The sequence below is a fragment of the Sphingomonas aerolata genome (assembly GCF_023935825.1).
Lineage (GTDB): Bacteria > Pseudomonadota > Alphaproteobacteria > Sphingomonadales > Sphingomonadaceae > Sphingomonas > Sphingomonas aerolata.
The window spans coordinates 3,078,718-3,098,796 of the sequence record NZ_CP098762.1; the positions used below are offsets into that span (position 1 = coordinate 3,078,718).

General features: G+C 65.3%; 19 protein-coding genes and 1 tRNA gene. All 20 read right to left on the minus strand.

All coding sequences use genetic code 11. The features are described from left to right. Positions 1 to 108: 108 nt before the first annotated feature. Positions 109 to 1,035 carry a glycosyltransferase family 2 protein gene (locus NEF64_RS13950; RefSeq protein WP_252573873.1) on the minus strand — a complete coding sequence of 309 codons (927 nt, stop codon included), beginning with the start codon at positions 1,033 to 1,035 and terminating at the stop codon, positions 109 to 111. 211 nt (positions 1,036 to 1,246) lie between these two features. Further along, positions 1,247 to 2,890 carry a trigger factor gene (gene tig, locus NEF64_RS13955; RefSeq protein ID WP_056405482.1) on the minus strand — a complete coding sequence of 548 codons (1,644 nt, stop codon included), beginning with the start codon at positions 2,888 to 2,890 and terminating at the stop codon, positions 1,247 to 1,249. A 69-nt stretch (positions 2,891 to 2,959) separates the two neighbouring features. Beyond that, positions 2,960 to 3,044, minus strand: a tRNA-Leu gene (locus NEF64_RS13960). A 35-nt stretch (positions 3,045 to 3,079) separates the two neighbouring features. Next, positions 3,080 to 4,204, minus strand: coding sequence for a tyrosine-type recombinase/integrase (locus tag NEF64_RS13965; RefSeq protein WP_252573875.1), 1,125 nt, complete (start codon positions 4,202 to 4,204; stop codon positions 3,080 to 3,082). Continuing rightward, on the minus strand, positions 4,205 to 4,555 hold the full coding sequence (locus NEF64_RS13970; RefSeq protein WP_252573878.1) for a MarR family winged helix-turn-helix transcriptional regulator: 351 nt from the start codon (positions 4,553 to 4,555) through the stop codon (positions 4,205 to 4,207). Between the two features lie 139 nt (positions 4,556 to 4,694). Further along, positions 4,695 to 4,979, minus strand: a complete 285-nt coding sequence (locus tag NEF64_RS13975) for a hemolysin XhlA family protein (protein WP_252573881.1) — start codon at positions 4,977 to 4,979, stop codon at positions 4,695 to 4,697. Between the two features lie 9 nt (positions 4,980 to 4,988). After that, on the minus strand, positions 4,989 to 5,240 hold the full coding sequence (locus tag NEF64_RS13980; RefSeq protein WP_252573884.1) for a hypothetical protein: 252 nt from the start codon (positions 5,238 to 5,240) through the stop codon (positions 4,989 to 4,991). 3 nt (positions 5,241 to 5,243) lie between these two features. Further along, positions 5,244 to 6,206 carry a hypothetical protein gene (locus NEF64_RS13985; RefSeq protein WP_252573887.1) on the minus strand — a complete coding sequence of 321 codons (963 nt, stop codon included), beginning with the start codon at positions 6,204 to 6,206 and terminating at the stop codon, positions 5,244 to 5,246. Continuing rightward, positions 6,206 to 6,706: a collagen-like triple helix repeat-containing protein gene (locus NEF64_RS13990; RefSeq protein WP_252573889.1), complete on the minus strand. Its 501-nt coding sequence runs from the start codon at positions 6,704 to 6,706 to the stop codon at positions 6,206 to 6,208. The genes NEF64_RS13985 and NEF64_RS13990 overlap by 1 nt, the downstream gene beginning before the upstream one ends. A gap of 4 nt (positions 6,707 to 6,710) precedes the next feature. Next, positions 6,711 to 7,322 carry a phage adaptor protein gene (locus NEF64_RS13995; RefSeq protein ID WP_252573892.1) on the minus strand — a complete coding sequence of 204 codons (612 nt, stop codon included), beginning with the start codon at positions 7,320 to 7,322 and terminating at the stop codon, positions 6,711 to 6,713. A gap of 4 nt (positions 7,323 to 7,326) precedes the next feature. Continuing rightward, positions 7,327 to 7,686, minus strand: coding sequence for a hypothetical protein (locus NEF64_RS14000; RefSeq protein ID WP_252573906.1), 360 nt, complete (start codon positions 7,684 to 7,686; stop codon positions 7,327 to 7,329). A gap of 62 nt (positions 7,687 to 7,748) precedes the next feature. Next, complete coding sequence (locus tag NEF64_RS14005; protein ID WP_252573909.1) at positions 7,749 to 8,654, minus strand: SU10 major capsid protein; 906 nt, start codon at positions 8,652 to 8,654, stop codon at positions 7,749 to 7,751. 62 nt (positions 8,655 to 8,716) lie between these two features. Further along, complete coding sequence (locus NEF64_RS14010) at positions 8,717 to 9,667, minus strand: hypothetical protein (RefSeq protein WP_252573912.1); 951 nt, start codon at positions 9,665 to 9,667, stop codon at positions 8,717 to 8,719. A 341-nt stretch (positions 9,668 to 10,008) separates the two neighbouring features. Continuing rightward, the gene (locus tag NEF64_RS14015) at positions 10,009 to 12,051 is read right to left on the minus strand and encodes a portal protein (protein ID WP_252573915.1); all 2,043 of its coding nucleotides are present in this window, start codon (positions 12,049 to 12,051) and stop codon (positions 10,009 to 10,011) included. 7 nt (positions 12,052 to 12,058) lie between these two features. Continuing rightward, a complete protein-coding gene (locus NEF64_RS14020; RefSeq protein WP_252573918.1) occupies positions 12,059 to 13,744 on the minus strand; it encodes a terminase large subunit in 1,686 nt (561 codons plus the stop codon). A 12-nt stretch (positions 13,745 to 13,756) separates the two neighbouring features. After that, positions 13,757 to 14,293, minus strand: coding sequence for a hypothetical protein (locus NEF64_RS14025; protein ID WP_252573921.1), 537 nt, complete (start codon positions 14,291 to 14,293; stop codon positions 13,757 to 13,759). 44 nt (positions 14,294 to 14,337) lie between these two features. Beyond that, positions 14,338 to 16,221 carry a hypothetical protein gene (locus NEF64_RS14030; protein ID WP_252573923.1) on the minus strand — a complete coding sequence of 628 codons (1,884 nt, stop codon included), beginning with the start codon at positions 16,219 to 16,221 and terminating at the stop codon, positions 14,338 to 14,340. 42 nt (positions 16,222 to 16,263) lie between these two features. Continuing rightward, on the minus strand, positions 16,264 to 18,549 hold the full coding sequence (locus NEF64_RS14035) for a hypothetical protein (protein ID WP_252573926.1): 2,286 nt from the start codon (positions 18,547 to 18,549) through the stop codon (positions 16,264 to 16,266). Beyond that, positions 18,549 to 19,205, minus strand: a complete 657-nt coding sequence (locus tag NEF64_RS14040; RefSeq protein WP_252573928.1) for a hypothetical protein — start codon at positions 19,203 to 19,205, stop codon at positions 18,549 to 18,551. Before NEF64_RS14040 ends, NEF64_RS14035 begins: the two co-directional genes overlap by 1 nt. Then, a complete protein-coding gene (locus NEF64_RS14045; protein ID WP_252573931.1) occupies positions 19,202 to 20,068 on the minus strand; it encodes a hypothetical protein in 867 nt (288 codons plus the stop codon). The genes NEF64_RS14040 and NEF64_RS14045 overlap by 4 nt, the downstream gene beginning before the upstream one ends. Between the last annotated feature and the right edge of the window lie 11 nt (positions 20,069 to 20,079).

Here is a 20,079-nt window from a genome sequence, read left to right on the forward strand (position 1 = left end):
CTCTCTTATGCCCCAGTGAACCGCCAACATCGGCGCTCGCACGGGGGAGTTCAAGCCCTGCTACCCGTCAGGAGAACCACCTGCCCCCCGCCCCTCGGGGAGAGGGAGTCAGACGCCAGGCGCGGGGTAGGCCAGGTAGGCCAGCCGCCGAACCTCGCGACGACCGCGGACGACGGTGTCGAGGATCAGCCCGGTAAAGACGTTCAGCGCGGCGAAGATGCCGAGCCCGGTGATCAGGATCGCGGTCGGGAAGCGCGGCACCTGATGAATTTCGAGATAGGTGAGCACCAGCGGGATGCCGAGCAACAACGCGAGCAGCGCGAACGCCCCGCCGATCGCGCCGAAGAACCACAAGGGCCGCTCGATCCGGTACAGCGTCATGATCGTCCGCAGGATCCGCCAACCGTCGGCATAGGTGCTCAGCTTCGATTCGGACCCCTCGGGGCGCGCGAAATAGGGCGTCTCGACCTCGCCGATCGGCATCTTGAGCTCGAGCGCGTGGACGCTGATCTCGGTCTCGATCTCGAACCCCGCCGACAGCGATGGAAAGCTCTTCACGAACCGGCGTGAGAAGACGCGGTAGCCCGACAGGATGTCGGTGAAGCTGCGCCCGAAGAGCCGCGCGAGCATGCCCGTGAGCAGCGCGTTGCCGAACCGGTGCCCGCGACGATAGCTTTCCTGGACCTGGCTGATCCGCGAGCCGACGACCATGTCGAGCTGCTCGTCGAGCACGCGCGCGACCAAAGCCGGCGCGGATGCCGCGTCATAGGTCGCGTCGCCGTCCGCCATCACATAGATCTCGGCATCGATATCCGCGAACATCCGCCGGACGACCGCGCCCTTGCCCTGGATCCGTTCGGTCCGGACGACGGCCCCCGCCGCGCGGGCGACCGCGACCGTGCGGTCGGCGCTGTTGTTGTCGTAGACGTAGATCGTCGCGCCGGGCAGCGCGTCGCGGAACCCCGCTACCGTCTGCGCGATCGCCGCCTCTTCGTTGTAGCAGGGCAGCAGGACGGCAATTCTCGGTTCGGTCATGCCCTGCCCTGTACAGTCGAAGACGGCGTAACGATCAACGCGTCTTCCAATCAACGCAAATCCCCGGCGGCGGCAGGGGCCCAGTTGGGGAAGGTCCATAACGAAGCTTTGCGCGCCGTCACAGCAACCTTTCCAACTGGACCCCGGCCTCCGCCGGGGAAGTGGCCCGAAAACGGGGGGAGTGCCTCAGCGACGAGGCACTCCGATCGGCTTACGCCTCGGTCTTGGTCGCCGCCTTCTTGGCGCGCGGCTTCTTGGCCGGCGCGTCGGCAGCTTCGGTGCCCTCGGCATTTTCAGCCGCGACCGGCGACGATTCCGTTACCGCCGTCTCGGCCTCGACCGGAGCCGCCTTCTTCTTGGCGGGAGCCTTCTTGGCAGGCTTGGCCTCGTCCGCGGCGTCCGAAGCGGGCGCCTCGTCCGTCACCGCTGCGTCGTCGGCAGGCGCTGCCTTCTTCTTGGCGGCGGCCTTCTTCTTCGGCTTGTGGTTGTCATGGTCGTGCACGTGCGTGCCGCTGGCGAAACCGTCCTCGCTCTCGATCGCAGCTTCCAGCTCCTCGCGGGTGGCTTCGCGGTCAGTGATCTCGGCCTTCTCGAACAGGAAGTCGACGACCTTGTCCTCGTACAGCGGGGCGCGCAGCTGGGCAGCGGCCATCGGCTCGGACTGGACATACTGCATGAACTGCTGGCGCTGCTCGGCGGGATACTGCTGCGCAGCCTGGGCCAGCAGACGCTGCATTTCCTGGTTGGAAACCTCGACGCCGTTCGCCTGGCCGATCTCGGACAGGAGCAGGCCGAGGCGCACACGACGCTCGGCGATCTTGCGGTAATCGTCGCGCTCGCCTTCCATCTCGGCCATTGCTGCCTCGGGATCGGCTTCGTGCGTGGCTTCGTGCTGGAGCTGCGACCAGATCTGGTTGAACTCGGCTTCCACCATCGACGGCGGAACCTCGAAGTCATGACCCTCGGCGAGCTGGTCGAGCAGCTTGCGCTTCATGTGCGTGCGCGTGAGCCCGTTATGCTCCTGCTCGATCTGACCCTTGAGCAGGCCCGAAAGCTGCTCGAGGCTCTCGAGACCCAGCGACTTGGCGAGATCCTCGTCGATCTTGCTCTCGCCCGCGGTCTTCACCGACTTGACGGTGATGTCGAACGTCGCCGGCTGACCCGCGAGCGACTTCTCCTGATACTCCTCGGGGAAGGTCACGTTCAGGACCTTCTCCTCGCCGGTCTTCACGCCAACGAGCTGATCCTCGAAGCCGGGGATCAGACGTCCTGCACCGAGCTCGACGCCCATGTCGGTGCCGGTGCCGCCGTCGAACGCGACGCCATCGGCGGTCTTGCCGACGAAATCGACGGTGACGAGGTCGCCCATCGCCGCGACGTAATCGTCAGCGGCGTCGTCCCACTTCTTCTGCTGGTCGGCGAACTTCTGGAGCTGCTCGGTGACTGCCTCGTCGGCGACGGGCACGGTCAGGCGCTCGAGCTTCAGGCCGTCGATCGCGGGTGCGGGGACCTGCGGCAGGACCTCCATCTCGACCTTGACGACTGCGTCCTTGCCGAGGTCATAGCCGTCTTCCAGCTCGACCGAGGGCTGCATCGCGGGACGCAGCTGCTTTTCGGCAACGAGGCTCTGCACGCCTTCCTGGATCGCGGCGTTCAGCGCGTCCTGCGTCAGCGCGGGGCCGTGCATCTTGCGGATGAGGTTTGCCGGCACCTTGCCCGGACGGAAGCCCGGCATCTTCATCTGCGGCGCGAGGCGCTTCAGCTCGACATCGACCTTCGAATCGATATCCTTCGCAGTGATGGTGAGGGTGTAGGCGCGCTTGAGGCCCTCGTTCAACGTCTCGACAGTCTGCATGTCCGGCCTTTGTCTAAAAGAGCATTCGGGAAAAATTCATCTGGCGGTCGCCCCGCCAGTGCGGCGGAGTGGTGCGGGCGAAGGGACTCGAACCCCCACATCTTGCGATGGCAGGACCTAAACCTGCTGCGTCTACCAATTCCGCCACGCCCGCAACGGGAAAACCTTGTATTTCAACGACTTTCTAAATCACGCCGCCATCCTAAAACCCTCGATTTCCCCACTGGTGGGGAGCGTGGGGGGTGAGGCGAAACCCGCGGTTTTCTGCGGATTTTCGACCAGAGTGAGGAAGTGATCCCCCACCTTGACCAGGGCGTCCTCTAGATTTTCGTCCTTCACATGTGCGTAACGTAGGGTCGTTTCAATGCGTTTGTGGCCCATCCACTTCTTGATGACGAAGACGTTGATCCCCGCCTCGACCATGCGAGTCGCCCGTGTGTGGCGGCAAACATGGAAGACGAACTGGGGGTCGCCGAGGAGGCCCAGGTGTTCCCGCGCACGCTCCCACCACGACCGCAAGCCGCGTTCGGACGGCATCCTTCCGGTCTTGATGAGGTTCGCAAGCAACGCTGTTGTCTCTTTCGTCATGGGCACCGTACGCGGTGTATCCGTCTTAGTTTCCCACAGGTGAAGGCGGGTGCCATTGATCTGCTCAAGCTCAGAAGTCAATAATTCTTCCCGGCGGCACCCGGTCTCCAGGGCGACCTTGATGAGGTCCCAGACGGCGTTTGCCTCGGGCCGGTTGCGGCTCAGGAGGTAGTCCCGGATGCCGATCTCCTCCTTGGGCGTGATCCACCGGATGCGACCCTCGGACTCCTTGCGCCAGCCGAACTCGATCTCGTCGCGGATCGGGACCGTGCGGTACTTACGGGCCTTGCACCAGACGAGGAAGGTCCTGAAGTGGCTTAGGTAGCGGTTGATCGTCGCATCGGTCTTCCCCTGTTTCTTGAGGGACGCGATGACCTTGTCGATCGCCAGGGTGTCGATGGCGTCGAGCTTGGTGTTCACCCCGAGCGTGTCGGTGACGAATTGGACGTGCGCCCAGGCGGTCTCAGGCTTCTTGATGTCCTGCCAGAGCGACAGCCGGGCCTTGGGGATCGTGGAGGCCAGAGTGTGCGCCTCGGGGGCCTGGGGAGCGTGTGTGGCCGCGTCGACCGCCTCGCCCTTCGCCCAGGTCGCGAGGACAGCCGCCTCGTCCTTCTTGGCCTCCGCCAGGCTGTCCCAGCGCTTGCGATAGCGCTTGCCGGCCTGCTGTAGCTCGACGCGGAAACGCCCGGTCAGGTTCCCGTCCTTCTTGTCGGGGTAAATCGCCATTTAGTCCTCCAGTATGTCGACCAGATTATTCAATAGGAGCCGCCCCTTGGCGTTCAGGCTGTAATGCACGACCCGGAGGTTCGTGGGGTCCTGGACGCGGTCGAGGAGCCCGTAGCCGGGCGCTCCGCTGCGTAGGGTGCCGGACAGGTCCAGAAGGTGCCTGGAGACCGTCGAGGCCGTGGAACCGACCAGCTCGGCCAGCTCGTTGACCGTCACGCTCTTCTGGCGAGCGACGACGATGAACGTGTGCGCGACCTGCATGGGGATGGTTTCCCCGATCCCGGACCGAAAGGTGCCCAGAAGACGGTCGATCTTCTTTACGCCCTTCGTGGTCTTGGTGTCGTCGGTCATGGTAGGCTCCTAGTACGATCTCATAAAGTCCGCAATGGGATAACATCCGCGATTGCAGATGGTTTCTTTACTCGATTTCGAATTGACGAGTAAGGAGAACGAAAAGAGAACCCCCGATGAGGGGGGTTCTTTTTGGGACTTAATGCCCGCTCAGGAACGACCAGAGGTGGTCGCCGAGTAGTGAAAGGACAGCAATGATGGCGGATGCTACCGCGGCGAGCGTGGCGAACTTCGTCTTGCTCGCGTGGATGTCCTGGGTGTTTGTGTCGATGCGTCCGTCCATCGACTTTACGTCGGCTTCCAGAGCATCGAGTCGCTTGTCGATGACGACGTGGGACTCGTAGTGCCCGTCGATCTTAGTTTCGATGCGAGCCATGCGATCCCGGAGGTCCAGGATCAGCGTGGTGGGGTGTGGGGTATCCAAAGGGAACCTCTAGGGCATGAATAGCTGCCGGCGTTGAGACGCGGGCGGGATGATAGGAGGAGGGCCTTCGACGACCCAGGCCGAGACCTTCGCGACGGTGATAAGCCAGGGGGCCCCTTCGACCGTCGCATGGTTGACCTTGGCGACGTTGATGAGGAACCCCCCGCCCTCCACGGCGGCCTGGGTGAGCTTGGAGGCGCCCAGGATGCCTGCGGGACCGTCGACCGTCTGCTCGGCGAGCTTGGTGACTTCTACGGTCATGGGTTACTCCGTGGCGACGAGGCCGAACGGCTGATTTACGGGTGCGATGTCGGCACCCCATTTCTGGCCCGTGGCGGGGTTCGTGTCGAAGACGGTGGACGTTCCCGAGAACCCGGCGCCGACCAGAATGTTGTACGGCTTGCGGTACTCGACGCCCCCCAGGGTCAGGATCGCCGCGGCGTTGCGCGGTATGTCCCCGCCGTCGTTTCGGATGCGGGCGGACAAGCCGACCGCCTTGATGACGTTGCCGGTGGCGACCTGGGAGAAGTCGTCGGCACCAAAGGTCAGGACGGCGCCTACGGTCGAGGTGTTGATCGTATCGGCGTCGCTGTTGTTCGTCTCGTCAACGTCTGCGAACCCGCCGGTCCAACCCGTGTTCCTTACGTCCCGGTTGGGGACGCGACGGCGTACGGTGTGGCCGATGGTGTTGTAGGACGCGATGATCGTCTGGTCGAAGCGGGTGTCATACGTTCCGGTCTGGAGGCGAACCTTAGCGATCTCGCCCATGTTCGACGTGTCGATGCCGTCTCGATTGAGGAGCGTCACGCCGTTCAGGTTCACCCCGATCCGGCCAGCGGTCGGGTGCGACACGATGCGGATGTCCCAGATCACAGAGTCGCGGCAATAAACGGGGTCGCCCAGGTTCACCCACGTTCCGCCTTGGAAGCGCTGGGCCTGCGCCATGCCGAACACGTTGGTCCCGAAAATGCGGAGGACGCCGACGTTCTGGGCGTTGACGAACGTGATGATCGGGCCGTCGAGCGGGATCGTGTTGCAAACCGTATGGAACCAGAGGCTTGCCTGAGGGGCGCGGTCGCCGGTCGCCGGGTCGATAAGAAAGGCGTCTGCGAACCCCAGCCCGAGCGGGGTGGAAACCACGACGCCCAAGCCGCTGCCGTTGTCGTTCACGAGGGTCGGTGAGGTTACAAAGGACTCGACGCCCGTTCCGATGAAATAGGTGGCCATTACAGCTCTCCAGTGAGGGTGATGCGGACACGCCCGATTGAGGCGTCGGCGGGCTCGGGGGCCGTGAGGGTCACGACATCCAGGGGGACCAGCGGGATCGGGTGGGGACTGAGGGTCGACAGGGTCGCCACGCCGTCCGGTGTGATCGTCAGGGCCCCTACGGGCGTCTCGTTAAGCGTGATCGCGCCGGTCCAGAGGGCTTCGGGAGGCGAGCCGCACGAGGCGACGGAGCCGGCGAAGTCAGGAGCGAGTGTACACGCCTGGGCGACGACGTGATCCATGAGGATTTCGCCGGCCAGGATGCCCGTGGTGGCGAACATGCCGAAGCGGTAGACGGCGTTTTTGCCATTGGTGCCGGGGGCTCCGGGGGTTCCGGGGAAGCCCTCAGGACCGCGGGGTCCCAGGTCGCCCTGGTTGCCCTTCTGGCCCGGCTCGCCTCGGGGGCCGCGGAGGTCCGTCTGGCCCTCGCCGTAGAATGAAGTTTTAGGGAAGTCGGCCATCGGCCTAGAATTTTCCTCGGTTGATAGGGTCGCCGATCTCAAGGGGTCCGGCCCACTTCTCGCTGAGGTCCTGGGACAGGATGGCGTCGACAAGGGACGTGGCCTTGCCTTGGAAGCGCTGCACGTAGACATCCTCCATCTGGAAGTAGTCGGCGGCCAGGGCTGCGGCTTGGTAGAGGACGGCGTTGAAGCCCGCACGGGTCCAGACGTTCTCGTCGGTGTCCGTTTGGAGCGGAAGGGTCTCGCCGTAGAACTGGACGAAGACCGTCTCGCTCGCGGCGGGGTACGGCTTCACGATCCAGCTTGCGCCGATCTTACAGAAGACCGCGGGGCGGCCCTCGTTCCGGTGGGCGAATAGCTGGTCCTTGGTGACTTGCCGGAGCGTGCCGTCCTGGGTGAACATGTCGACCAGCTCCAGGTAGTTGCTGGGGATCGGGACGGTGTGTCGCTCGCCGTCGAACCCGGAGGCCTCTAGGAGCTGTTCCATAGGCCCGATGCGGACGACGCGTTCGACCTCACGGACGGCTCGGGTGATGAAGTCTCCGGCAAGCTCGTCGGTCAGGTCCTTGCGGTTGATGATGCCGCGGAGGGCGGTCTTGATTTTGCCGAAGCTCATGGGATCAGAAGGTCTTGGAGGTGGTCTGGAAGGCCGTCAGGTCCTCGGCGCGGAGTTTCGCGAGGATCAGGGCGGAGCCGTTGGGCTCGTGGATGGCCTGGAAGAGGTCGAAGCCCTCGCGCTGCCATTTCGACACGACCGCGACCGGGATGCGGGCGAGGTGTATCTTCTCGATCTCGTCGCCCTTGGTGAGCGCGGAGAAAGACTGGCGGTCCTGGAAGGCACGCTTGGCGGCGACGGAGTCCAGGAAGGACTGAGGGATGTTCTGGGTCGAAACGATGGTCCCCGTGACGTTGAAGTCGTTGTCGATCGTCTCGGGGATGAAGTCTTCGTCGGCGGTGACGAAGCGGTACGGAGTATTCAAGGTGGCTCTTAGAAAAGAGACCCCAGCGCTCCCGAAGGAACGCCAGGGCCAGGGAGGGGCGATTAGCCTTCGGCGATGCCCGTGACGAGGACCGACGCCTTGTAGTTGGCGTGCTGGAGACCGTACTCGCCGGCCAGCATGATCTTCGTGTTGTCGCCGGTCTTCGCCAGCGTCTCACGGAACCAGCCGCGACCCTTCAGGACCACGTCCTTCCAGTCAGCCGGGTTCCACAGAAGGCCGAAGTCGGTCTTCATCTCGCGGTTCGTCTCGATCGTGAGCGTGCCGAGGGCGGTCGTGTACACGTCGACGACATGCACGATCTCCTTCGCCGACTTGCCAGTGATCTCGCGGGTCCGGCTGGCGTTGCCGGCGAACTCTGCGGTCTGCTCCGCGACGTACGGTGCGACCATGAAGCGACGTGCGTTGCCGCCCTCGTCGTAATTCTTCTTGATCGCCTTGCGGAGCGTGGTCTCGGCCAAGGGACCGGGTGCGCCGCCGTTGGCGATGATGTTGCCGGCGTCGATCAGCTTGGAGACCGAAGCGTGACGGCGCGGGGTCGTGTTCGAACCCAGGACCGAGGCCTGGTCTACGCCGACGCAAGCGCGTTCACGGTCGAGGCGGAGCGCCTTGCCCTTCTTGATGATCTGGCGGGCCAGCTCGTCCTTGCGGCCATAGTGGTCGGTCGCCTGGAGCGAGCCCGACAGCTTGATGGTGCGCGAGAAAATCTGCGTCGTGTTCGAACGCATCTCGGTGGTCGTCAGGTCCTCTTCGACGGCTTCGAAGCCCTCGACCTGGGCGTTGTCCTTGCCGCCCTCCTGCTCGTCTTCCTGCCACTCGTACGACTTCTGCGAGACGGTACGCTTCGACAGCGACGAGGTGAAAGGCGTCTCGTGCTTGTTCAGCATCGAGATAACGTCCGAAACGTCTTCCTTAGCGCCGACCGAGTCGTAAGTCTGAAAAGTTGCCATGTGAGTTATTTATTTCCGTGTAGGGGTGTTGTGTTGGGTGTGTGTTTGGGGTGTCGGACGAATTACTTCGACCAGCGCCCCACGAGGACGGCGACAGCGTCGTCATCCGAGCCGGAACCTTGCGCCAAGCGGCGTTCGGCCTTCTTGGCGGCCAGCGACCGCTCCGAGGGAACGTCGCGCGTGCCGGGCTTCAGGACCTTGGTGGGCGCGGCTGCGACCTTCTTGGCGGCGACCTTCTGGCCCTTGCTGTACAGCATGGCCTGATGGAGGACCTTGATGACGCCCGCGTCAGCGATGCGTGACAGGTCGCCCTGGTCGAGCCCCTGAGAGGCCCCGTAGTCCAGGATGTCGCCATAAAGCTGCTCGCTCCAGCCGGGGATGTCCTTCTTCAGGACCTCGACGGCCTTGGCGGCTCGCTGGGTATGGGCGGCCTGCTGGCGCTCCTCGTGGGCCTGCTGGAAGCCCTGAGCCTGCCCGAGGACCTTGCGGTAACGGGCGTCGGCCTTCTGGGCGTTCTCGCGATGCCATGCGAACTCCTCCGGGGAGAGTTGGTTCTGGAGGACCAGCCAGTCGACATCGGCGTAGGGCGCCAAGTCTTCCTGGGCGACTTCCAGGGCCGCCTGGAGGGCCGCCGCTGCGCGACCGCCGACCGCGTCAGCCTCCGCCGATCGAGCCGTGATCTCGTCGCCCTGGGAGGCGAGTTGCTTGAGCTGGCCGATCGTGAAGTTTTTGGCCTCGCCGTTGATCGTGACCACAAGGGCTACGTCATCGCCGGGCTCGGCTGGAGGGGTGGCGGGTTCGCCTTCCTGGTCGTCGGCGTCGTCGGGGTCGGTGCCCTCGTCGTCGTCGTTCGGGTCCAGGTCATCGTCTGCGGGGTCGAGCGGTTCGCCGTCGTCGCCTTCGTTGTCGTCGTCGTCGGTCCCCGAGGGGTCCAGGCTTTCCATGATCGCGGAGAGTGCGTCGTCTTCGCTCATGCTTTCCATCGGTTCGATGGCCGATGCTTCGGTGGACAAGGGTGTCGGGTCTTTCAGTATGGTGCCGGCGGCTCGTCGGGATCGGCGAGGTCGTCAGCGGTTAGGGTTTCGGCGGCGGCCAGGATGGACTCCCCGCGGGCCTGGAGGACCAGTAGCCGTTCGGTGACGGCGGTTAGGCCGCGTGAGAGGTGGTAGGCGTCCTCGCGCTCCTGCCGTTTGTCCGGGAGGGACTGGAGGATCGCTTCGGCGCACTCGGCACGGACCGCTTCGATGGCCGTGAGGTAGGCGGGGTTTTCGAGGAGGAAGCGTGCTGCCTCCCCCTCGTCGACCGCGGCCTGTTCGACATCGTCGAGTAGGATCGTCGAGATTGGTGTCTCCTGTTAGCCGTTGGGCGAGATGATCGCCGAGGTCTTGGTGTTTTCCTCGGGAGCGTTCATGGCCGTGTGGATTGCCAGCTCCAGCTCCGCCTGCGAGGTGTCGATACGGTTGGCCGTCTCGTCGTCCTTGCGGTCGGCATCGCGCGTCTTGATGAGTTGCGCGAACCACTGGTCCTGTTCCTTCAGCTCGGCTTCCTTCTGGTCGAGGGATGCCTTGAGCGCGAAGTTTTGCTCCTTGAGAACCGTCTCTCTTTCGAGAACTTCGGTCTCCTTGGTGAGCTTCGCCAGCTCCGCTTCAGACTTGGGGTCCGGCTGGGGCTCGGGGAGCTTGGACGGATCATTCAGGAACTCTTGCGTGTTCTTGTGACCCTTGATCTCCAGGACCTTGCGGATGACGTTGAATTGCTTCGACTCATCGTACAGGCGCCCCCCGGTCTCCTTCATGTACTTATCGTACGTCAGAAGCTCTTGGGCCTGCCGGTCGCGCTCGTCGTAGCCCAGGGTCATGTCGACCCGGACATCCTGCCGGTTCCGCCACTGGGACGGAGTGACCTCGACGAAGTCCCCGGCGATCTCCAGGATACGCTTGCGGTCGTGTTCGATCGCGATGGCGTAAATCTTGAGGAACAGGGGTGCGAGGAACTGGACGGCGTAGTGCCGCGCCATGACCTTCGACCGGACTTGGCTGTTCGACGTGAGCTGTTCGACCAGGCCCGCGCTGTTCTGGTGGGATAGAGCGCCCTTATCGAGGCCCTGGGACAGCCGGGAGATGCCGGTGGTGTCCTCGCGTGACTGGTCGACCATGCCGATCGTCTGCATGACCATAGGGTTGATCGGGGTCTGCGGGAGCGGTGCGACGGAGTTGTTCACGTCCCGGACGTTGACGATCCCGCCGCGGCGGTTGTCGATCAGCTCTCGGGGGTTCGCAACGCCACCACGGGCGACTTGCCAGCGGGGGTTGGTGGCCTCGACCGCCTGCTCGATGATCGCACGGGTCAGCGTGGTCTTCGTGTTGGCGTGCTGGATCGTACGGGCGGCGAAGTTGCCCCCGTAGAGCGAGTGAGGCTCAGGGAGCATGGAGTAGACCACGAACGGATGGTCCGCGACCTTCTGCTTCTCCAGGAGCGTTGCGCCGACATGCACGACCTTCCAGAGCTGTTGCCGCCCGGTGCCTTCGGCGTCGATGCGGATGTAGCTCTCGTGGACCGTGACCATGCGGCCCGCCTCGTCCTCGGCGTCATCGTCCAGGCCGGTGACGATCGTGTCCTCGTCCCGGAGCATCTTCTCCTCGTTCAAGGAGAGGTCGTCGTAGGACCCGGTGATCGTGTACACGACCTTCGGATCATACCCGGCAACGACGAGGTCGCTGAGGGTCATCCGGGAGACGTGGGCGAGATACGGTGCCCGATCGAGACGCTTGAAGCGGCCCGACACGATGAACTCCTCCGGGGGGATCACGTCGATCGTGACCTGGGAGGTGTCCTCGACGCGGTCGAACTCGCCGGAGACCGTGCCGTCCTCGTGGACCTCGGGTTTCGCGGTGAGCTGGACCTCGGGGTCCTGGATGAGGGCGTTGGCGTCCTCGGGGCTTGCGCCGTCGAAGGTGTAGCCGGTCGACCGTTCGGACTTGTCCCAGTAGACCTTGGCGATGCCCAGGCGGTTCAAGGCGGAGTCGTGGATGACCCCGTTGTGGATTTCGAGGCCGGGGTTCTGGCGGAAGAAGACGTAATCGCAGTAGGCGGTTGCCTGCCGTGCGAGCTGTACGTCGTCCCCGTTCTGAGGGGCGAAAGCGACGATGTTGTTGCCGGCGCTATAGGCCTCGGTGAGCTGGGCCTTGATGGCCTCGACGCTCTCATAAACGTCCTGGGAGACGAATTGCGAGCCGCCGGCCCGGAGTGGGAACGGCTTCTTGCCCTGGTAGTACATTAAGACTTCACGGCGTTCCGCCGCGAGGTTGCTGTCAACGAACGCGGAGCCCTTTTCGGCCCTAGCGACGCAAGCGCCCACCAGCTCTTCGTCCGGGATCGGACGGAGCTTTTGTGTCATGGGGTTCCTAGATCATGTCGAAGTAGAGGTCGTCGGTGGACTCAAGTGGAGCCCAGCTTCCCTCGTGGATGTGGTTTGCAATGGCGAGCGACATGACACAGTCGTCATGGCACCCTACGTCAGCCTCGATCTTCCCGGTTTCGGGATCGGCGACGAAGGTTTGAAGCTCTCGCAAGGTATCGCGGTCGGTGAGACCGATAGCACGCTCGCGGATTGCTTGGCGGAGTTGGTCGATGATTAACGGGCGGGTCTTAACGTCCGTGTAGAAGCCGACCTCCTCTTTCGTCTGCTCGGTCGTCTTGTCGTAGACCTCGCGAACGTAGAGGTTCGGGTATGCTTTGTCCTTCCAGAGTCGGGTGTTCGGAAGGATGCCGTGATTGTTGAACTCGACGGCCAGCCGGGCGGTGTTGAACATGTAGCCCAGCGCCTCCAGGATGTCCGCGTAGTAGTCGGGGTCGACCTGGGCGCGAAACTTGGCGACGATGCGCTTCTTGCTGTCCAGGACTACGGCTACGCTGTAATCCCCCTCGCCTGCCGACATGAGGTTGCCCTTGGCATCCCGGCGTTCCTCGCGGCCCACGCCCTTCGCCACGTCGGCGCCGATCGTGTACTCCTCGTGGGGGTCGACTTCGTAATAGACGAACAGGCGGCCTCGATCGGAGGGACCGAAGCGCCCTTCGACCGGATCGAACTCAAGGCGATGCTTGATGTCCGGTGCGGCCTTCTCCTGCTCCGCCAGATACTCCAGGTTGAACACTGGGGCACCGGAGGTCAGGAAGGCCTCCTCGGGCGACGAGGGGTACTCTTGCTTGAAGAGGTCCAGGCCGTCCTGAGAGACCTTCTGGCGGCGCCATAGGAGCTGTCCGTCCGTGAGGGTCATCCCCCACTTCTCCAGGACCATAGCGGCGAGTTTGTCCTCGTCGTCGTTCCGGTTGAACCCTGCCGGGACCTTTTCGGTGTAGGCGGGGTCGACGAACCACGGGAGGAAGACCAGCTCGTACCCAGAGCCCAGCGTGGGGTCCTCGGTCGTGGCGGCCACGTATTGCTGATAGAACCAGCCGGACTTGCCGCGGGCGGTGGACTCGATGCAGACGAACGTGTCGTCGACATTCGGGACCGCCTGGAGCAAGCCGTTGCCGATCTCGGCGGCCTTGGATTTCGGCCAGAGACCGGCCTCGGAAAGGTGGGCAAGCTGGAGGGTTTCGCCTCGACCGACCGTGTCGGCGCCTGCCGTCGCGATCATGTAGCCGGAGTCCAGCACGTCGAATTTCAGCTCGCGGCTGTTCGATCGCGCCGTGTGGGGCCGCATCGTCGGCTCCATCTCCATGTGGTAGCGCTTGGTCATGTCGAACAGCGCTGCCGTGGCGTCGGCCTTGTGCGTCACCACAATGCCCTTGGTCGCCCGATGCTGGCTAATCCACCAGTACATGAAGCCGCCCCAGAGGGTCGACAGGCCGAGCTGGCGGGCCTTCAGGACGAGGACCCGGACGCGCCCCGTGCGCTGCCACTGTTCCAGGATTTGATCGAGGAACAGCTTCTGAGCGTGGTTCAATTTGAACGGGACGATCCGGGCGTCCTTGGTGCGGATTTTGAGGCACCGGGAGGCGTAAAATTCGAAGTCGGTCAGAAGGCGTTGCCGCACGCGCTTGCGCTTCTCTTCGACCGTCAGGGCCGAAGGGGCAGACTGGGGCATGGGGTAACTCGGTTAGGGGATGTCGCCCGCCAGCTCGTCGAGGAAGTCCTCGTGCGTGCGTACGGTGTGGTCGATCTTCTGGGCCGGCTTGGCCTTCGTGAAGTCGAGGATTAGGCGCCCGAGGGCGGCTACGTCCTTGGGGCTGTCAGAGGCCTTGAGGTGCTTCACCGCGGTCTCAAGGGCGAGGACGGCGCGGGGGTCGTCCGGGAGCTGGCCGGCGTCTTTCATTTTCTTAATGATCCGTTTGGCGTCGAGGGCGGCGATCTCCAGCACGGCGCTCCACTGGGCGTCGGTCAGGTGTGATGGCCTCCCCCGCGTATGGGTGGAGTTGTGATTGCCCTTGCGGGCGGCGATGAGCTTCTGGCTGAGGGCCTTGCGCTCTTCGGGTGTCTTGTTGGCCCAAGGTCCTCGCGGTGCCTTCTTCGCGGGACGCGGGGGCACGGGGATCGGATCGGCAAGCGCCTGGGCGACGAATTGCTCGATGTTCTTGGGCTTGTTCTTGGAGCCCGGCGGACGACCGCGGGGGCGGCCTGTTGGCTTGGTGGGCATAATGATCTCGGGGTTGCCCCAGGGTGTGACCCCTGGGGACTTGATTATTGTGTCGGGGGCATCCCGTTCGGGTCGAGGACCCAGTCGGGGAGCAATCCGATTTTCTGCGGTGCGAAGACGGTGTCCTCGGCCTTGGCGGTGCGGTTGGCCTCGCCGTGCGGACCGAAGTTGAGCCACGAGTTTTGCCCGCGGGTCTCGGTCGTCAGGGCACGCTGGGCCTCGGGGCTGTACATGCCGAGGTGCGAGCGCCACGCGTTCTCTTCGCCATTGTGCCGGAAGCCGAAGCCGTCCTTTGCGTGGCCGAAGTAGTCGTGGACGCCGCGGAACACGTCGTTGACGCGGACCGGCTTGCCGCCCCAGGTCTCGCCCTCGACCATGCTGAGGAGCGGGTTCTCGGCGATGTCCTGGTCGGTGATCCCGACGCCCGTGCCGTAGCCTTCGTCGGTCGGATAGACGTACATGCGGTTGTTCTCGCGAACGTCCTTGACGGCATCCCAGGGGCCCTTTTCGTAGACCGCCTGCCCTTCCGGGTTGAACTCGAACTTGAAGCCCGTCTTTTTGATGGCCTCGTACTGAGCCAGGGTTTCTTCGGCGAGCTTGGCGTAGGCCGATCGGACCGTGGGGTCCTGAGGGGCGTGCGCCATCTCCTCGTAGGCCTTGGCAATCGCCGAGCCGCGCTCGGGGTCGACCTTGAGGTATTCGGGCTGCGGCTGGTAGTCGATCCCGGCGGTTTCCGCATAGCTGCGGGCGGTATCCCGTGCGGGATCGAGGGGGCCCATGTAGCCGTATCCCTTGATGTTCGTCGGCTGGCCGGGGACTGGTAGCTCCGTACGGCGAACCGGGACCTTGTCGTAGGACTGGACCAGCTCGCCCAGCTCGGAATAATCGGACGGGAACCGCACGCCCTTCCAGCCAGCTTCTTTCGCCAGGGAGTCCATGAGGACCGACCCGTTGACTGCCGGCGGGAGCCCCCATGCCTTCTTCAGCTCTTCGGAGCGCGGACCCCGGAGGATTTCGCGACCGACGCCCTGAAGCTGCCGGTAGTTGGCGCTGCCGACCTCAAGTATCTGGTGAGCCGGGAGGTCCGCGTCGTAAGCGAAAGGCCCGAGGGTACTCTCACGGCGGTAGCCTCCTCGTTCGCCCGTGCGGACGCCGAAGTAGCTCTTGCCGCCGATGCTGGACGCGTTGTTGATCTCGTTGGCGGAGGTGATCCGGCGGCCCGTCTCGTCCCGGTTGGAGCCGATGAAGCTCGGGTCTACCTCGGTCAGGTCGGGCTTGCGGCTGAAGTGCTTGACTGCGAGCGTTTCCGTGGGCGGAGACGATAGGGCCCCGTTGCGCGGATCGCCGTGCAGAGGGATCGCGCCGTCCTTGGTGCGGACTGGACCCGAGCGGGCCCGAGGCTCCGACTTGACAGTCGTGTACACGCCCTCGATCGCGTCGTCGGCTGCGGGGATCGCTCCGCCGCCCTGGGACAGCACGCCGGCCAGCTTCTTGCCCAGGCCGGTCTTGGCGAGGGCTCGGGCCGCGGGGGCGGCGAACTCGGGGGCGACCGTGAGGGCCGTGCCGATGGCGCCTTCCGTCAGTGCCCGGCGGTCGAAGTCGGGGTCGTCTTCGGCGTAGCGGCGGGCCTGGGTGCCTACCTCGTCGGCCTGGGCCAGCGGGTTCCAGTCGTAGTTTGCCTGCTCGAAAGCGTTGGCTCGCTGGACCGCGTCGCGCTCGGTGGACCCGAGGGCCAGGGAGGCCCGCTTGACGAGGTCGGAGGCGGCGCTGGTGAGGACGCCGCGGGGTTTGGGGCTCGCCTTGATCGTGTCGCGCTGGGGGCGCTTCTTGATCTCGGTGGCGGCCTGGGAGAGTCTATCGGTCGTCGACCGCGGAAGCACGTCACTGAGCGCTCCCCGGCGGAAGGCGCCGAGGTTGTAGTTTGCCATAGGTTCCAGAGGGTTGTGGGGGCCAGGGTAGACCCCCAGCCCCTAGTTTTCGTAGTCCGGTGCGTCGGGGACCGGATCGGCGTCTTGGCCTGCGGCCAGGAGGCTCGCGACCTTCGCCGGGCCGATGCCGGCACGGTTGAGCAATGCGCGGAAGGCTTCGTCGCTGTAGGCTCGCTGCTCGATCGCGTTGAGGAGCTGGCGGACATCCCGTGGCTGGGACGCCGTCATAATCTCCGAGATGCGGTCCATCACGTCTTGCTTGAAGCGGAGCGTCCCTCGCGGGTTGCCCCGGAACAGGACGGACGTGAGCGTGCCGATGATGTCGCCGGACAGTGCCCGACCAACGGTGCCGAGGGCTTCGCTGGAGAGGGCTTCGTCCATCGCCTGCCGTGGCTGGGTCGGACTGCCGCCGAACGCCATATTGGAGGTCTTGAACGCTTGGTCCTCGGCCTCCAGCCGGTCGTCCAGCCGGTTCATCATGCCGGGTCGCCCCGACATCGCTTCGATCGCCTGCTGTTTCGCCGCATCGCCCGGAGACGAGTAGCCGCCAGCGCCGGAGAGTCCGAGCTGTTGGCGTGTGGCCTGGGCGACGTTCGCGGTGGGCCGGAGGCTCGCGTTGATCGCGTTGTCGGCCACGGCTGTCCGTGCGCCTGCAATCCAGGCCTCTTGAGCGTGCTGCGGGGTCGTGCGGACCTGAGCGTTGATCTCGTGGCCCGTCATCTTGCCCACGTCGGCCCCTCGGGCCATCGCGTCCTTAATCGCCATGTCGTCGGCGAAGGCCGCCTTGGCGTCCCGATAGGCCGGGTTCCGGTCCTTCAGGTGACCGTCGAGGCCCCGCATGACATCGTTGATCCCGCCGCTCTCGTTGTCGAGGATCGGGCGGCCCGTGAGGTCGCTGCGCTTGATGCCCTTGTTGAGCGTGCGGACCACTTGGTCGAACGCTTCGAAGGACGGGAGCTGGTCGAGGACGTAGATGCCCTCGGGCGTGACCATGTGCGGCATATCCGGCGGAAGGGGCGCGGAGCCCTGGGGCGGATGCGGGATCAGCCGGAACCCCATGCCCTCCGGGTTGCCCCCTCGGTTCTGGATGTTGCGGTAGGCCTGCGGAAGGGACTCGCGGAACGCTGGGCGCCGCATGAGGCCCGCAAGTTGGTCGTCGATGACCATAGGCGAACCCTGAGCGTAGGCCTGCCGGTAGGCGGGGTCGGCGGCATCGCTGGCTCGTCGCTGGATGTTCTCGGTCTCGACGATCGGATCGACCGCCGGTCCCATTTCGTCCGTGACGTGGCCCCGGATGCGAGACCCCTGCCCCGCTTGGCGGGACTGAAGGAGCTGGCGGGCTCGGGTGGTCGACGGACCGCGCCCCTGGAGTGCCCAGGCGGTAACGCGGCGGAGCCCTTCCGACGTATCGGCGGGGACCGCGGGAACCCCAAGGCCCTGCCGGCGAGCGACTTCAGCGCCGACGTTGGCCGGCGAGGCGGGGACGCTGCCCGTGCCCATGCCCGTTGCGATCGTGCTGTTGGTCATCTCGTCGCCGAGGATGCGCTCGGCCTGGGCGTATGCCGCGTCCTGGGGCTGTTCCAGGCCGCGCCCGGTGAGCCGGCGGGGTATGTTGGTGGCGAAGCGTGCCGCCGCATCGACTCCGGGGATGTTCCGGCGAGCTGCGGAGGCAACGGCGCCTGCCCCGTGCATGAGAGGAGCGCCAGCGGCGCCAAGCCCCACGCCAGCGGCGAGGCCGAGACCAGCGTTTGCCAGTCGACCGTCGCCGCTATCGTTGAGGGCGCCCGAAGCGGCTCCGTAGAGGCCGCCCGTGATCGCTCCGTTCGCCACGCCAGCGGCCATGCGGCCACCGCGTACGGCGTTGACGCCAGGGAGGGCGAATGATGCCGCGGTGCCCGCCCAGCCGGCCCCTGAGGCGATGCCGGGGCTGTCCTGCTCCAGTTGCTCCTGGTCGGCGTCGTGGGCCTCCTGCTCGGCCTGGAAGGCGTCTGCGGGGTGCCACTCGGTCCGGCCCAGGCCGGCGGCGATGGTGTTACCTATCGCGCCGCCGACGCCTGCCATTGTGCGGCCTGCGTTGGGGATCAGGCCGTCCAGGACCTCGCCTGCGGTGGCACTGACGTTCTGCATCGCGGTGTTCGGGCCCCGCTTGACGCTCGGGGGTGGCGTGGGAAGGCCCGTGCCATTGGACGCATTGAGGTCTGCCGGCGGCGTGTCGCCCTGGACGAAGGACTCGATCCGTTCGACGATCTGCGCCTCGTTGGCATCGTCCGGGGTCGTGACCTCGTACATGTAGCCGTCAGGTCCGCGGACCTCATACGTTTTTGACATTATTTCTTCCTGGTGATCGTCCAGCCTGAGGAGGACGCGGGAGCCCGCGGAGGGGCCTTGGGGAGCTGCCGGCGCTGGCCGTAGACGTGCTGCCCCTGGAGGCCCTTGATCTGCTCGGGTGAATATCCGGCGAGGCCGCCGTAGTTGGTGACGAAGCCGCGGAGAACGCTGTCCAGGGTTGCGAAGCGCTCCTTATTGGAGGCGTCGAAGGACCAGCGGTTCGGGAGGGCGTCGGTGATGAGCTTCAGCTCTCGATCCGAGTCCGAGCCTGAGCCCGAGACGCGGAACGCCTGCCGGGCCAGAAGCGGGATCGCCGCAACGGCGCCGTCAAACTCCTGGTTCTCCCGCCGGAACGGGTTGAACTCCGCCGCGCCCTGAAGGCCCGTCTTGGACATGTTCTTATCGTAGAGGTGGCGGACCTTGTTGAGCTGCTGGAGCATAGCGCGGGATGCGCCGACCTTGGTGTAGGCCGCCTGGGCCGCTGAGCCGGTCGGGGGTTTGACCGGGGTGTCCAGGTCGAGCGGGGCGCCGGTCGGGGGAGCCTTGGGGAGCCCGGAGGCCTTGCCCATGTCCCGTACGCCCTTGACGCCCAAGAGGGCTTTCACCTCGCGGGGGTCGGCTACGTCTTCCCAGCCGTCGTTGTCGTTGTCGATCATCGTTTCAGTCGCTTCTGCATGACCCCGTTGGGGCCGATGCGGTAATCGTATCGGGGGTCGAGACCGCCGGACTTGGAGCCGCCCTTGCCGCCACCGCCGGACCCTTTGGTCTTGGAGATGGCGATGCGCTGCTGGCCCTGAGCGAGCCGGGCGTTGCCTTGGGCCGTCGTGGCCGCGGCGCGGTCGCGGTAGATGCCGGTCCGTTCCTGCCGGTCCTGCTGGATGTCCTTGCGGTAGTCCTGGAGGTTGTCGGCGTTCTGGTCGGCACGCTGGCGGGTCATCGACTGGGAGACCGTCATGCCCATCCCCGCCGCCATTGCGACGTATCGGGGATCGAAGGTGTCCGGCATGGTCTCGGGGTCGACGCCGTACTGCGCCGGGTTGGCCCGGATCGCCGCATAGGCCTCGGGCTGCTGCTCGGGGGGGAGCTGCGAAAGGGCGAACATCGCGCGGCCATTGAGGTCGGCGGTGTCCTTGCCCTTCTTGCGCTTGCGCTCCGCGTACTCCTTGAACTCAGGGACGGCGCGGACGGTGCGTTGCCCGGTGGTTGGGTCGGTGGTGATGTCGAACGTGTTGTCCGGCCCGCCGAACTCGTGGGTCTTGCGGCTGGCGGCCTGGAGCTGGTCGTCGAGCGCGAAGACGTTGCGCCCAGCGGCGCCCACGCCATCGGCGAAGGAGCGGCCAGACAGGAGGCCGGAGCCGATTGCCAGGAGCGTCTTGTGGCGGTTGCCGGGGTCCCAGAGACCCGCCCGAGCGCTCGGGGGCGCCGCGGGGAGTCCGGGTGCCTGTTGAGCGAAGGACTGGGCCGGCGGGACGCTCGGGAGCCCCGCGGCGAGGCCGCCAGGGATGAGGAGCGGGTTCATGGGTTATCCGT